This is a genomic window from Pontibacillus yanchengensis Y32, from assembly GCF_000770635.1.
Classification (GTDB): Bacteria; Bacillota; Bacilli; order Bacillales; family BH030062; genus Pontibacillus; species Pontibacillus yanchengensis.
On the sequence record NZ_AVBF01000034.1, the window covers coordinates 1 to 13,836 of the forward strand.

Annotated in this window: 14 protein-coding genes; 8 read left to right on the plus strand and 6 right to left on the minus strand. The window is 37.2% G+C overall.

Annotated elements, in window-relative coordinates; translation table 11 throughout:
• The first annotated feature begins 257 nt into the window (after window positions 1-257).
• Both N782_RS12510 and N782_RS12515 read left to right on the plus strand, forming a co-directional pair.
• Window positions 258-1,766 (plus strand): methyl-accepting chemotaxis protein, encoded by a 1,509-nt coding sequence (locus tag N782_RS12510; RefSeq protein ID WP_052111323.1) that lies wholly within the window; start codon window positions 258-260, stop codon window positions 1,764-1,766.
• A 155-nt stretch (window positions 1,767-1,921) separates the two neighbouring features.
• Window positions 1,922-2,833 carry a M15 family metallopeptidase gene (locus N782_RS12515; protein WP_036820450.1) on the plus strand — a complete coding sequence of 304 codons (912 nt, stop codon included), beginning with the start codon at window positions 1,922-1,924 and terminating at the stop codon, window positions 2,831-2,833.
• A gap of 124 nt (window positions 2,834-2,957) precedes the next feature.
• Here the strand turns inward: N782_RS12515 and N782_RS12520 are convergent, their stop codons facing one another.
• Complete coding sequence (locus N782_RS12520) at window positions 2,958-3,578, minus strand: NAD(P)-dependent oxidoreductase (RefSeq protein WP_036820453.1); 621 nt, start codon at window positions 3,576-3,578, stop codon at window positions 2,958-2,960.
• Window positions 3,579-3,690: 112 nt separating this feature from the next.
• Here N782_RS12520 and N782_RS12525 point away from each other — a divergent pair, with 112 nt between their 5' ends.
• Window positions 3,691-4,986 (plus strand): MFS transporter, encoded by a 1,296-nt coding sequence (locus tag N782_RS12525; protein WP_036820455.1) that lies wholly within the window; start codon window positions 3,691-3,693, stop codon window positions 4,984-4,986.
• Between the two features lie 229 nt (window positions 4,987-5,215).
• On the plus strand, window positions 5,216-6,112 hold the full coding sequence (locus N782_RS12530) for an RluA family pseudouridine synthase (RefSeq protein WP_036820457.1): 897 nt from the start codon (window positions 5,216-5,218) through the stop codon (window positions 6,110-6,112).
• Between the two features lie 29 nt (window positions 6,113-6,141).
• On the opposite strand, the gene N782_RS12535 is transcribed toward N782_RS12530, so the two are convergent.
• On the minus strand, window positions 6,142-7,062 hold the full coding sequence (locus N782_RS12535) for a zinc dependent phospholipase C family protein (RefSeq protein ID WP_036820459.1): 921 nt from the start codon (window positions 7,060-7,062) through the stop codon (window positions 6,142-6,144).
• A gap of 324 nt (window positions 7,063-7,386) precedes the next feature.
• On the opposite strand from N782_RS12535, the gene fumC reads away from it, so the two are divergent.
• Entirely contained in the window at window positions 7,387-8,778 is a 1,392-nt protein-coding gene (gene fumC, locus N782_RS12540; RefSeq protein ID WP_036820464.1) for a class II fumarate hydratase, read from the plus strand.
• Between the two features lie 56 nt (window positions 8,779-8,834).
• Here the strand turns inward: fumC and N782_RS12545 are convergent, their stop codons facing one another.
• The gene (locus N782_RS12545) at window positions 8,835-9,035 is read right to left on the minus strand and encodes an alpha/beta-type small acid-soluble spore protein (RefSeq protein ID WP_036820467.1); all 201 of its coding nucleotides are present in this window, start codon (window positions 9,033-9,035) and stop codon (window positions 8,835-8,837) included.
• A 389-nt stretch (window positions 9,036-9,424) separates the two neighbouring features.
• On the opposite strand from N782_RS12545, the gene N782_RS12550 reads away from it, so the two are divergent.
• Both N782_RS12550 and N782_RS12555 read left to right on the plus strand, forming a co-directional pair.
• A complete protein-coding gene (locus tag N782_RS12550) occupies window positions 9,425-9,625 on the plus strand; it encodes an alpha/beta-type small acid-soluble spore protein (RefSeq protein WP_036820470.1) in 201 nt (66 codons plus the stop codon).
• Window positions 9,626-9,746: 121 nt separating this feature from the next.
• A complete protein-coding gene (locus N782_RS12555; RefSeq protein ID WP_036820472.1) occupies window positions 9,747-9,998 on the plus strand; it encodes a hypothetical protein in 252 nt (83 codons plus the stop codon).
• Window positions 9,999-10,378: 380 nt separating this feature from the next.
• Here the strand turns inward: N782_RS12555 and N782_RS12560 are convergent, their stop codons facing one another.
• Window positions 10,379-11,476 carry an ABC transporter ATP-binding protein gene (locus tag N782_RS12560; protein WP_036820475.1) on the minus strand — a complete coding sequence of 366 codons (1,098 nt, stop codon included), beginning with the start codon at window positions 11,474-11,476 and terminating at the stop codon, window positions 10,379-10,381.
• 116 nt (window positions 11,477-11,592) lie between these two features.
• Window positions 11,593-12,708 (minus strand): PucR family transcriptional regulator, encoded by a 1,116-nt coding sequence (locus N782_RS12565; RefSeq protein WP_052111324.1) that lies wholly within the window; start codon window positions 12,706-12,708, stop codon window positions 11,593-11,595.
• 454 nt (window positions 12,709-13,162) lie between these two features.
• On the opposite strand from N782_RS12565, the gene N782_RS12570 reads away from it, so the two are divergent.
• Window positions 13,163-13,426 (plus strand): metal-sensitive transcriptional regulator, encoded by a 264-nt coding sequence (locus N782_RS12570; protein ID WP_036820561.1) that lies wholly within the window; start codon window positions 13,163-13,165, stop codon window positions 13,424-13,426.
• A gap of 143 nt (window positions 13,427-13,569) precedes the next feature.
• Here the strand turns inward: N782_RS12570 and N782_RS12575 are convergent, their stop codons facing one another.
• Complete coding sequence (locus N782_RS12575; protein ID WP_036820478.1) at window positions 13,570-13,767, minus strand: hypothetical protein; 198 nt, start codon at window positions 13,765-13,767, stop codon at window positions 13,570-13,572.
• Window positions 13,768-13,836: the final 69 nt, after the last annotated feature.

Sequence of the window (13,836 nt, forward strand, 5' to 3'; positions counted from 1 at the left end):
CCATAATATCTCGAATCCAAGTCTTCAACATAATGGTGCTATTATGGAGAAACATAAAACTATTTCATTATTATATCAACGCCAAACTTTAACACAGCCTATATAAAAGAGGTTTCATCTAAAAGATAGAACTTAATATAATGGGTGCAACTTGAAAATTTTAGGAATATCAACCTATGAAAAAAGTGCGAAAAAATGTAAAATAAAAGTATATGTTGACAATTGATGGAGGAAATTCACTTGGGGGAGGTAGGGAAATGAGAGAAAATACTAAAATGGAACAAGTACAAACTAAGCAAAATGGAGTTATTGCGAAAATACTAGCTTTTTCGGTTTTGTTAGGGTTAGGTGCTGAGTATATGGTGGAAGCACCTATGCTTAATATGATTGCTGTTGGTGGTGGTGGGAGCCTAAGTGTTTTTTTAATGTTTTGGCTTTATCACAAAAATGTGTATCAAAAAGTAATACCATATCTATCCATTATTAGTTTATCGGGTATTGCTTTTGTGGTAATGATGGCATCTGAATACGTGACAAACATGCTGTTCACCTTCTATGTGCTTGCTGTAGCAGCTGTTTCATTATCGATTGTAGTATTAGTGACAGGTGGAGTATTAGGAGCTGTGTTATTAATCTTTTTTGCATTAGAAAAAGGTAGTGCTCTTGGTTTTGATGGGCGAGCAATGGCTATATCGTTTGTGTTTTATGTACTAGTGTTCGTTGTATTATTCATCCAGGTACGTTTATCTAAACGACTACTTACAGATGCAAGAGAGTCGCTGTCTAAAAGTGAGTTCTTACTTCAACAACAGCATGAACAAGCCTCTCATATTCAAGAAACAGCGAAAAAAGTCTATACATATATGGCACATATCCATACAAACAGTTCTGATAATACGTATGCTATGCATAGCATGAATGAGTCATTTAAAGAGATATCTGCAGCCTCACATAACCAATCAGCCTCCGTTATGGATATTACCACCGCAACTGACCAAGCCAGTAAGTTGCTCCAAGATATGATTGATTCATTTGACCAGCTAGTAGATAGTGGGCAGCATGTACAGACTAAAGCAGAAGAAGGACAAGATTCAGTGAAAGAATTAAATATAAATATGTCAGACTTCAAGCATTCTTTTCATACAATGAGTAAGCAAATGGATGGATTACGGAATAAGATTGCTGAATCCACTGGATTTACCAGTCAAATACAAACCATCGCAGGTCAAACTAATTTATTGGCTTTAAATGCTAGTATTGAAGCTGCTAGAGCTGGTGATGCAGGTAAAGGGTTTGCTGTGGTTGCAGAAGAGGTGAGGAAGCTTGCCGAAACTTCTAGTCAAACAGCTGAGCAAATAAATGAAAATCTATTAAACATTCAATCTGACGCAGATGATACTAGAAAACAAGTGATTGAAAACGAACAAAAGTTATTAGACAGTCTACAAATCACTCAACGTGTTTCAGAAGGTTTTACATTAATCACAAATGAAATCGCCTTATTTATTGAGCAGCTTAAAAAATTTGGTGAACAAGCAACCGAAATACAACATTCCTCTTCTGGGATTCAATACTCTGTTAATGAACTGGCTTCAGTAATTGAACAAACAAGTGCTACAATGCAGGAATTACAAATGATGGTAGCGGATCAAACGGAAAAACAGCAAGCTCTATTACAATCCATTCATAGTACAAGGTCGTCAGTGGAAAATTTGGAGAAACAATCAAACAGTGAAACGGATAGTATATATAATACGTCTAAATAAATAGATTATGAGTCATATATGCAGTGGTGAAATAGAGTCTTAGCTATGAAGGGCTAAGACTTTTTCCTGTTTTCATCTTTGTGTTTAACATTTGCGGCTGATAGGACTCATGTTATATTCTGTAAAGGATGAGTATAAATGAAAGGAACTACAACATGAAAAAAACCTTACGAACCATAATGATGATAATGTTTGTTATACCACTCTCTGCTTGTGCCATAGGGGACAGTGGAGATGAAGATCCTAAAAATTCTACATCTTCGTCTGAACGTCAATCTCAGCCAGATGCGAAGAATAAGCCTGATGAAGACTTTGAGGCAAAACCAGAAAGTGAAGAACAACCACCAGATAATACCGAAGATGAGAATCAATCTTCAGAGGATAAAGATCAGGATCAATTAGATAATCAAAAAGATTCTAATTCTTTAAATCAGGAAGATAGTGATTCTAGTAACAATAGTTCCAATTCTGCGCCTAAGGACGTAGTAGAGGATCATACTAGTGTGGAAGCTATCATCAATAAACAACGTCAATTACCTAAAGGCTATATACCTTCAGATTTGACGGTTCCTGATGTTCCATTTTATTTTGAACAGTTCTTACCTAAAAAACAAATGAGAGAAGAAGCGGCAACTCATCTAGAAGAACTATTTGCAGCTGCGAGTGAACAGGGATTAGAATTAGTTGCTGCCTCAGGCTATCGTTCTTATGAGCGCCAAAAACAAATCTATCAAAGTAACGTAGATGCTTATGGTAGAGAAGAAGCCAATAAATTCTCAGCACAACCTGGCCATAGCGAACACCAAACAGGATTAGCAATGGATGTAACTGTAGCTCAAGTATCTTTTAAACTAGTACAGGAATTCGGAAAAACAGAAGAAGGAGATTGGCTCGCCAATCATGCTCATAATTATGGATTTATTATTCGTTATCCTAAAGGAAAAGAAGATATAACAGGTTATAGCTACGAACCTTGGCACTTACGTTATATTGGCGAGGAAACAGCAACGGAAATATACAAAAACAAACAAACACTCGAAGAATATTTTGGTCTAGTGCCAGAATAATTTCAGTAAAAAGGATGCCTTATTAATAAGGCATCCTTTTTTAACTTTATAATTCTTTCATAGATGAAAATGGGAAGCATATTAAATTACATATGCATTGCTTACAGAAAGTGCACTATGAGCTTTAATAACAGATTCCAACGCGGCTATGTGAGAAACGATGCTCTTGAAATGTTTCAAAAGCAAACCTAGCAGTATCCTCTGTTGTTATTTTTTTGCCATCAAGAGGGAGCATGTTCCGTTCATAGCGTATCTCCCCTTCAGCTTCTCCTTCTGGAAGATAGGTAGGGCATATGATTGTCCAATCTAGATTTGACTGTTCCAGCATCTTATAAACAGCTGCATGTTCCTCTGCGGCGAAGGTTTTGGTTCGTTTGGATTCAGATGACTGGAAGCGGAATTTTCCTTCTTCATAACGGCTGTTTAATATCCCAGCCGTACCAATTGTCACGATACGTTTGAGTTCGAGTTGATTCATGTGCTCAATAATTAAAGGATAAGCTGTAGTTAGAGTAGTAGTTTTATCTGTGTTAAGGCTAGATAATACACCTTTTGAGCCAATAAGTGCTCTATGAATGTCATGTGAATTTGTGGCATCCCCTTCTATAAGCTCAGCGAAAGGAATAAGTTTTCTAGCCTTTGAGCTGTCACGCACAAGTGCCTGAACTTGATATCCTTGATCATGTGCTAACTTGGCCATTTTTTGACCTACTCGTCCTGTTGCCCCAAAAATGGTTAATTTCATTCTATTCTCCTCCCTATTAACATTAAATTATTGTAAAATTTCGTAAAAACATAGGTGTTTGTCCATACATTTGCTATTCTTGATATACAACCTTACGAAAGTGTGGGTACATATGAATAAAAAACTCGTTCGAAGTTGGGCTCTCTATGATTGGGCAAATTCCGCCTTTGCAACTACTATCATGGCTGCTGTTTTACCAATTTACTATTCACAAGTAGCTGCTTCAGGTTTAGATGGAGCAGTGGCTACTAGTTATTGGGGGTACACACAATCAATTGCAGTTCTTATTGTTGCGATTTTAGCTCCAATACTCGGAGCGATAAGTGACTATTCAGCTGCCAAGAAAAAATTTCTACGTTTCTTTGCGTATATGGGGATGATTGCAAGTGTAATGTTAGCATTTGTAGATTCAGGTGAATATTTATTTGCTTCTCTACTTATGATTATTGGAACAGTTGGATTTTCTGGAGCAAATGTTTTCTACGATGCCTTCCTTCCTGAGATTGCGGAAGGAGAAGATATTGATCGAGTTTCTTCAAAAGGATTTGCATTTGGTTATATAGGTGGAGGACTTCTTTTGGCAGTGAACCTTCTTCTCATTCAAAAATACGAATGGTTTGGTCTGCCTTCCACGAATGTTGGAACAAAGATTTCTTTTGTCTCGGTAGGAGTATGGTGGTTTATATTTTCGATTCCTTTATTTAAAAACATTCACGAAGAACGAAAAACGACGCCTAGTAAAAATACCTCCTATATCAAAATTGGTTTCCAACGAGTAGGTTCTACGTTTAAAGAGCTTAATCAGTATAAGCAATTGCTGTTATTCCTTCTTGCTTTCTGGTTATACAATGATGGTATTTCGACCATCATCAAAATGGCAACGAGCTACGGAACATCAATTGGGATTGGAACATCTGATTTAATCATGGCTCTCCTGATTACACAATTTGTCGGGATTCCTTTCTCGTTCTTATTTGGATGGCTTGCTACGAAAATCTCTGCCAAAAAAGCTCTATTGTTAGCGTTGTACATTTACATTGGAATTGTCATATTAGGTTACTTCATGACCACTGCTCTGCATTTCTATGCTCTTGCTACCTGTGTAGGATTTGTACAGGGTGGGGCACAGGCGCTAAGTAGGTCTCTCTTTGGACGTATGGTTCCAGATGATCGCCACGCAGAGTTTTTTGGTTTCTATGGTATCTCATCAAAATTTGCTGCTATATTTGGTCCTTTTTTATTCGCTCTTGTAGGCACGCTTACTGGGTCAAGTAGACTTGGTATATTCTCTCTTGTTGTCTTCTTTATTGCGGGCATTATCCTATTAACAAAGGTTGATGTTGAAAAAGGAGAGAAAGAAGCACAAGAAGCCACATTTGAAGCCAATACAACAGATGTTCATACGTGAAAAATATGTATTAAATCTTCCTAGATTACCCCTTAAAAGGTGATCTGGGATTTTTATTGAATTTAATTATATATTATAGCACGTACATATTAGTCTCCAGCTTCTTAGATGTAAAAAGACGCTTTCGTAATCTGTGAAATACAATGTGGTAGGAATATTTTGTATGTACTTCCTGTACTTACTGCGATAAAGTATAACCAATTAGGGTTCATAGAATGGAGTTAAACAAATGAAAAATAAATATAAAAAACAAACCGGGAAAGCAGAGCCGAAACAATATGCTGTACATGAAAAGACGACGCTACTCCCGTATTTACAAAAAGTATTGACGAATCGGAGCCGAAACGCAGTTAAATCAATCTTGTCGAGAGGGCAAGTTGCTGTTGATGGTGAAACTGTTACACAGCATAATCACCCGTTAGAAAGTGGGCAAACACTTACGATATCTAAACATAATAGAGGTACTGGATTACAAGGAATGACGATACTTTTTGAAGACAAAGATCTTATTGTGATTAATAAAGAATCAGGATTATTATCTATGGCATCATCTCAAGAAAAAACAATGACAGCCTATCGTCAGCTTTCCGATTATGTAAAAACGAAGCATCCTAAAAATCGAATTTATATTGTTCATCGGCTCGATCGTGATACATCTGGAGTCATGATTTTTGCGAAATCTGAACAAGTAAAATATAAATTCCAAGAAGACTGGAAGAGTATGGTGAAGGAACGAGTCTATATTGCACTTGTAGAAGGAAAGGTAACAAAAACAGAGGGAACGATTACATCATGGTTAAACGAAACAAAGACACATGTAATGTATTCAAGTAACCAGCCTAATAAAGGTAAAAAAGCTGTTACTCATTATAAATTACTTCAATCTACTACTAGTTTTTCCCTTTTAGAATTGAGGCTAGATACTGGTCGAAAAAATCAAATTCGTGTTCATATGCAAGATATGGGGCATCCCATTGTTGGAGATAAGAAATATGGGGCGACTCAAAATCCAATCGGACGTTTAGGTCTTCATGCTAAGGAAATTACCTTCATACATCCGATATCCAAAAGTACGGTCCATTTTGAATCAAATACACCAAAAGCTTTTTGGGACAAAGCAAATTAAAAGAGAACACAAAAAAATGTGTTCTCTAGTTATACAATGGGATCACAATATTGATTAGTTAGCTGCAAGTCTATAGGTTTTCCAGTATCATACGAGATGTTAGACAATATTGTTTGTAAAGCATATCGTTTCCCTTCTGTAGGTGATTCCCAGTAGCTAAATAGCTCTGATAGCACTTCAATTCCTTCGGCTCGTGCGTGTTCATATAAATCCAAGAATCCTTCTGTGAATGATTCGTTTGTTGCTGAATGCCTCCACATCTTTTGCTGTTCATTCAAATAGTCTTTATCCGTTTTTACAGGTTGATGAGAAAAGGATGAGATCATGGATCCGAGTAATATGTTTTTCCATCCATATGGATCGTACAGCACACGCAAGGCTCGCTTCATATCCTTATAAGCGGCTTGAATATAATGAGAAGGCACGTTTTTTCGTTCCTTAGGAAAATAAAGTTCTATGGACTTATCAAGTAATAATTCAATTTCAGCATCTAACGAACGTCCAACATTAATTTCCTTATATACAGGTGTTTTCCAGGTTTGTAGGTTTCGATAACGTTCCATCATGATTGTATCGATGATAACTTCGAGCTCTTGGTGTTTATTTTTATGGTATCCTGCTAAGTAATGAATGAAAGGATGTGTATTCCGGTCCAAGATATGATGGGTAACAAAGCCAGCTACATAAGCTTTCGTAGATAAAGAAGATGAACGCTTTGCTTGCTCAATCATTGATAATAAAACGGGTCCGCAATAGTGATGGTGAAGGACATTACCAATTTCATTAACCGAACCATCTTTTTTCCATGGCAAAAAATTATGATAAAAGAATGGATCAGGTCCTTGGGCACCTAAGTTAAAGTAAGGTTGAACGGCTGTCCATTCCTCTGTTGCTCCAATAGAATCTATAAGATCCTCGCAAAATAAAATGTGAGTCCAAATATTAGGCATAGTTAGCTCCCTCCTTAAGGTAAGGATGACCTGATTACCCTTATTATAATGGATAATTCCCGCCGAATGAGAATGAAAACTCTAACATCCTGTGAACAATTCTCATTTTCTAATCCTCTTTAAAAATATGGATTCATTACTTGAAAACTGCTATTAAAAGGAAGGAATGTTATAATAGACATCGAAAGTGAAATGTGAGAAAAATGAAACAGATATTTTGAAAGCGCATCCTACAAAAATGCATCCCTAACAAAGAAAAGCGAACAAAACGTTTTATACATATAGGGAGCATGGAATAGCGGTGTTAATTAAGGGAGGATAACTATGGAATATCGTATTGAAAAAGATACCCTAGGTGAGATTAAGGTTCCAGCTGATAAGTATTGGGGTGCCCAAACACAACGAAGTGTTCAAAACTTTCCAATTGGTAATGAACGGATGCCGAAAGAAGTTGTTCATGCATTCGCTATTTTAAAGAAAAGTGCTGCAAAAGCCAATTATGCACTTGGATTATTAGAAAAAGAGAAAGCAGAAGCAATCTCCCATGCGGCAGATCGTATTACGAGTGATGAACTAGAAGAACATTTTCCATTAGTCGTTTGGCAAACTGGTAGTGGTACCCAATCCAATATGAACGTCAATGAAGTGATGGCGTATGTAGGTAATGAATGGTTAACGGAACAAAATTATGATATGAAACTTCATCCGAATGATGATGTAAACAAATCACAAAGTTCTAATGATACCTATCCTACAGCTATGCATATTGCATCAGTTATGAAGGTGAAACAAGAGGTACTCCCAGCACTTGCCAATCTTAAAGGAACACTAAAAGAAAAGATGGAAGCCTACGAGGAAATTGTGAAAATAGGTAGAACTCATCTGCAGGATGCTACGCCTCTTACATTAGGACAAGAAATTAGCGGTTGGCATCGTATGTTAGAAAAGACAGAAGGCATGCTGAAACAAAGTTTAGAATACGTATATGAGTTAGCTATAGGTGGTACTGCAGTCGGGACTGGATTGAATGCGCATCCTGATTTCTCAGAGCAAGTATGCAAAGCTATTAATGAAGTAACTTCAGAAACGTTTATCTCTGCACCGAATAAGTTCCATGCGCTTACAAGCCATGACGAGCTTGTTCATACCCATGGTGCTCTTAAAGCGCTAGCAGGGGACTTAATGAAAATTGCAAACGATGTACGTTGGTTAGCTAGTGGACCACGTTGTGGAATTGGTGAAATTACCATTCCGGCAAATGAACCAGGGAGCTCTATTATGCCTGGTAAAGTCAATCCAACTCAAAGTGAAGCAGTTACAATGGTAGCGACTCAAGTTATGGGGAATGACGCAACAATTGGCTTTGCAGCAAGTCAAGGAAACTTTGAGCTTAACGTATTTAAGCCAGTTATTGCATACAACTTCTTGCAATCCTGTCAGCTACTAGCTGATAGCATGAATTCCTTCAATGAGCGTTGTGTGGAAGGACTTGAACCAAATCATGAGAAAATTGAACAATATCTAAAGGATTCATTGATGCTTGTTACAGCATTAAATCCTCACATTGGTTATGAGAAAGCTGCAAAGATTGCAAAGTATGCATTTGAAAATAGTCTAACGCTTAAAGAAGCTGCAATTGAAACAGAAATTCTAACGGAAGAGCAATTTGATGAGTACATTGATGCGAAAGCCATGACGAAGCCAAATGCAAAGTAAACTAAACAAAACAAGCCCTCAAACAACTGTTTGAGGGCTTTTCCATTGCTATTTAATTATTGTTGTTGTCCGCCATACTGTTGTTCAGCAGCCTGAACAAGACGCTTAGTGATTTCTCCGCCAACAGATCCGTTTTGACGTGCAGTTGAATCTGGACCAAGAGTTACGCCAAATTCTTGTGCGATTTCAGTTTTCATTTGGTCTAGAGCTTGTTGTACACCAGGAACTACAAGCTGGTTAGAGTTATTGTTCGCCATAACAATTCACCTCTTTATTTGTTTTTGGTGGGCTTGCTGGATTTGCACCAGCTAATACTAAGTAGCCCTTTGCATTATGTTTGGTTGATAAGTTTGTATTACTATTATGTGAAGTAACATTCTTATTATAAGAGGTAAATATCTCCACTTTTTCTAGAAACGATAGTATGAAAAATAATAATAAATAAGTAGAAAGTTTTTTGAATAAAGTAGGAAAACGAAAATCACTTTCACATATAAAAATGCAAATCTAAATTTTTTTGAATAGTGTAAGAAGAAAATAAACAACAGATTATATAAAAAAACAGAGTGTAAAAATTACCAAAATTATTTTCTCATATAATAATCAGGATTGGGTGACAATATTCATACACAGGAGGTGAAAACACATGGCTTATAACAACTCTAATGAATTAGTAGTACCTGGTGTACAACAAGCATTAGACCAAATGAAATACGAAATCGCTCAAGAGTTCGGAGTTCAACTTGGTCCAGACTCCACTTCCCGTCAAAACGGATCTGTTGGAGGCGAAATCACTAAACGCTTAGTTCAAATGGCTGAGCAACAATACGGTGGTCAAGCAAAATAATTTTATACGTAATGGATAAAGAGGGATGGGGAACCATTCCTCTTTTCAACGAATTCTGGAAGGTTAGTAATATAAGGCAAAGGGTAAGTGAGAAACAAGATATACATAAGGAGGGAAAAGGATGTTTGTCTGTCCTTTATGCAATGGGCTCCAAACAATTGTCGTTCACTGTCCCACATGCAATGGGGAAATGAATGAGCAAGGAAGAGTGGTCGATTTTTTAGATGATTATAGCCCCTACTTAGATGATGAAGGTTTAAAATTAGTTGACGGAGATCAAAACTCTACAGAAGAACATGAATGTATTCATTTATATCAATGCTCTCAATGTAATGAGGATCGTCATGTTCCAATACATGAATTACATAGGTAAGGATTGTAGTGAGGACATTATTTTGGACGTAAAAAACCGGGTATCCACTTTGGGTACCCGGTTTAACCATTTTATTTTGCGTGCGCATTATTTTATTTACAAATAAGCGAATCTCGGAGCTTGCGCTTTTCTTTATGAGTAAAGAAAGCATAAATTTCTGACGCTTACGTGTCTAGCTCCAGCGCCCAGCGACTAGTGTGCTTCCCTCACCTCCGTCCGATAAGTCAACATCAAATCACTTCGTTCTTCGTGTTTTCTTTATCTCCTGCGGTATCAGGGGAAGTTCGATTAAGATTGCTGCATCACGCAGCAACATCGAACCAACCCACGTCGTGTGGGCCGCAGCTCATACGTCGCAAGCAGGGCGCTTGCGCTTTTCTTTAGCGAATTCGTAGCTCGGATTCTTTATCAAAGAAATGTGCTTTGTTCATGTCAAGTGCAAGGTCAATTTGCTGACCGCCATCAATATCAGAGCGAGAATCTACACGTGCGATAAATTCTTGACCACTTACAGACGAGTAAAGGTAGGATTCTGATCCCATCAATTCTGCTACGTCAATAGTCGCTTTTAAGCTGCTTTCTGAACTTGATTCAATGAAGACAGGTTCATCATGAATATCTTCTGGTCGAATTCCAAGAATGATTTCTTTGCCTACATAGTTTTGCTCACGAAGCATTTTCATACGGCCTTCTGGTACTTTAAGCTTGTAATTTTCAAGTTCAAAATATCCTTCTGAAAGACTGCCATATAAGAAGTTCATAGCTGGTGAACCAATAAATCCGCCGACAAATACGTTTTCTGGTTGATCATAAACGTCTTTAGGACGACCTACTTGTTGAATAATACCGTCCTTCATAACTACAAGGCGAGTAGCCATAGTCATCGCTTCTGTTTGGTCGTGTGTTACATAAATGGTAGTCGTTTGTAGACGTTGGTGAAGCTTTTGGATTTCAGCACGCATTTGTACACGTAACTTAGCATCAAGGTTCGATAATGGTTCATCCATTAAGAATACTTTTGCATCACGTACAATTGCACGTCCAAGTGCAACACGCTGACGCTGACCACCAGAAAGTGCTTTTGGTTTACGATCTAGGTAATCTTCTAGACCTAAAATTTTAGCAGCATCTTTTACACGACGATCGATTTCGTCTTTTTTAAATTTACGAAGCTTTAAACCAAAAGCCATATTATCATATACATTCATGTGTGGGTAAAGAGCGTAGTTCTGGAAAACCATCGCAATGTCACGGTCTTTTGGAGCTACCTCGTTCATGCGTTTGTCATCAATCATGAAATCCCCATCTGTAATCTCTTCTAAGCCAGCAATCATTCTAAGCGTAGTGGACTTACCACAACCAGAAGGACCGACAAACACAATAAATTCTTTATCATCAATATCTAAATTAAAATCTTCTACAGCAGTTACATTTTTATCATAAACTTTTTGGATATTCTTTAAAGCGATTTCAGCCATTTTAATTCCTCCCCAATATGTAGAGCGTTTTGAATTAACTTAAGTCTATCGAATATTGTGGACATGGTAAATGGAAGGTGTGCACAAAACTATGAAAGCGCTTTTGTGCATCCTACCTACATTTCATCATGGTGGTGTTGAATAAGGGCAAGATACGTTATCAAAGCACCTTGGAATTGCTTTACATCAATACCGGTCTTTTCAATAAATTTATCCACTCGATATTGAAGACTATTACGGTGCATATACAATTCTTTAGATGCGAGTGTAGCGTTTGAATTGCAGGCTAGGAATACTCGAATGGTATGAAGTAAATCGGGTTCGTCAATAACAGGTTTTAATATTGTCGAATGAATATACTCTTTGTCCATGTAATCTAAGTTATTTGTGTATAGGTAAGGCATGACATCTGTATATAAAAGGACAGGCCTAGACGGATTGAAAGGGACCATTCCGAAGCATTTGGATCCCCAATTGTAACCATTTTGTATGTCTGATTTATCATAGTAATAGGGTGTGATGTATAACTGTAATGTAATATAGAAGTCACTCATGAGAACGTCAATAATATCTTCGTATGCAATGGGTTCCGAAAAGTGGTCAAAGTGTTCTTCAATGATAAAGCCTTGATCCTGACTCTCCCAAAGTAAGGGCATTTTATAAGGGAATAAGGATTGAATGGCTTCTTGAAAAGCATCTAAATCAACATCTTTTCCACGAATGGAGAAGAATACGTATCGGTATTTGTGTGGGAATTTTTCGTTCACATTCGTTAAGTCCTCATTATCGGTATGATAAATCCATTTCTGCCATAATTGTTCACGTGTGGAAAGGGTAGAATGACGAATATCATAAGGCTGTAGAAAAGTGGAGAGCAACTGAATTTCACGATTTGTAGTAGTGTCTTGCGGAAGCCCTAATACTTGATTGTCTTCCGTTTTAAACCATATGTATTCATTTGTATCAACGTCTAAATGTGGAGTAAGGAGTTGTATTTCAGGAAATAGTGCTTTTAATTGGTTAAACATAGGAAGACCTCTTTCTCTTTTTATTATTGGCTGTGTTAAAGTTTGTTGTTGATATAATAATGAAATAGTTTTATGTTCTTCGTTAATAGCACCATAATCTTGAATAATTGGTGAAGCTGGACCCGTTACTTTTGTGAGGAAGGGGCTGCGGTGAAATGCTTCGCTTTCCGCGGAAAGCGAGTAAATTCCCACCGAATCAACCACTCACCACCAACACTCCTTATTCCAGATGAATGCTTCTTATCTTGAATAAGCTATTTTGATTCGATGATTCCAAAATCAACACCAAACTTTAACATAGCTTTATTATTAAAAGTATGGAAGTGTGAAATGAAGGCTTATTTTTTAAAGCTCCAGTACCTAGCAAATAGTATGCCTCTTACCTTATGAAGACGATAAATTCCCCCTAAATAATCTTTAATCAGTAGGAAGCATCATGAATATACATTACATCTTGGTGAATGCAGCTAATAAATTCCTAAGTGATTTCCTAGAGTTTTTTCTTTCATTATAACAATCGTGGTGTTTCGACTAAATACTCAAACTTTTTTTCCAAGCGTTGGTATTGTATAATGAAATATAAGGATTTTATACTAAAATGCTCTACCTTTAATAGATAGAACGTGATAAGGGGGGACCTAACTTGGAAACACAAGAGATGAATCAATATTCTCAGGATATGAAAAACCGTTTAAAACGTATAGAAGGACAGGTACGTGGCGTCCTGAAGATGATGGAAGAAGAGAAAGATTGTAAAGACGTCATTACTCAATTATCTGCAGCACGCTCTGCCATCGATCGTTCTATTGGGTATATTGTTGCCAAAAACTTGGAAGCATGTATCCGTAGTTCTGAGGAGAATGGAGAGCCTACTGACGAGTTGATTCAAGAGGCTGTACAAATGATTGTGAAAAGCCGATAAAGCTAAGAAAGGGGGTGTTCCATTAGTGGATGCACCCCTTTTATTTTGTTCTCTTATCTCTTTTTTGACCTACGTTGTGTTTTCATTAGTCCATAAGTCATTGAAGTATTGGTTTATTATTCTTACGAAAGTTTTATGTTTACTTATTTATGTTTTAGTCTTTTCGTTTCGGCAGGATAGGGTTCATTCTCGTGAGGGAGATCGCGGGATTCCTCTATCTGTCCGCGGTTATATGAGGAGTTCACCGTACCACCTGCAAGCCCTTCGTTAATCATTCGATCTACATCTACTTCATATTCTTCTCGACTTTCTTTTTGTTGGTCTTTTTTGGGATCTGCCATATAGCATGCCCTCCTTTCTAGACTTATTTTTCCGGCTACTCGTTCATCTCATACATATTTAATTATATG

Bases quoted from the DNA above. Each gene is read 5' to 3' on its own strand.
- N782_RS12510 (WP_052111323.1), top strand. From the start codon at position 258: ATGAGAGAAAATACTAAAATGGAACAAGTACAAACTAAGCAAAATGGA.
- N782_RS12515 (WP_036820450.1), top strand. From the start codon at position 1,922: ATGAAAAAAACCTTACGAACCATAATGATGATAATGTTTGTTATACCA.
- N782_RS12520 (WP_036820453.1), bottom strand. From the start codon at position 3,578: ATGAAATTAACCATTTTTGGGGCAACAGGACGAGTAGGTCAAAAAATG.
- N782_RS12525 (WP_036820455.1), top strand. From the start codon at position 3,691: ATGAATAAAAAACTCGTTCGAAGTTGGGCTCTCTATGATTGGGCAAAT.
- N782_RS12530 (WP_036820457.1), top strand. From the start codon at position 5,216: ATGAAAAATAAATATAAAAAACAAACCGGGAAAGCAGAGCCGAAACAA.
- N782_RS12535 (WP_036820459.1), bottom strand. From the start codon at position 7,062: ATGCCTAATATTTGGACTCACATTTTATTTTGCGAGGATCTTATAGAT.
- fumC (WP_036820464.1), top strand. From the start codon at position 7,387: ATGGAATATCGTATTGAAAAAGATACCCTAGGTGAGATTAAGGTTCCA.
- N782_RS12545 (WP_036820467.1), bottom strand. From the start codon at position 9,035: ATGGCGAACAATAACTCTAACCAGCTTGTAGTTCCTGGTGTACAACAA.
- N782_RS12550 (WP_036820470.1), top strand. From the start codon at position 9,425: ATGGCTTATAACAACTCTAATGAATTAGTAGTACCTGGTGTACAACAA.
- N782_RS12555 (WP_036820472.1), top strand. From the start codon at position 9,747: ATGTTTGTCTGTCCTTTATGCAATGGGCTCCAAACAATTGTCGTTCAC.
- N782_RS12560 (WP_036820475.1), bottom strand. From the start codon at position 11,476: ATGGCTGAAATCGCTTTAAAGAATATCCAAAAAGTTTATGATAAAAAT.
- N782_RS12570 (WP_036820561.1), top strand. From the start codon at position 13,163: ATGAATCAATATTCTCAGGATATGAAAAACCGTTTAAAACGTATAGAA.
- N782_RS12575 (WP_036820478.1), bottom strand. From the start codon at position 13,767: ATGGCAGATCCCAAAAAAGACCAACAAAAAGAAAGTCGAGAAGAATAT.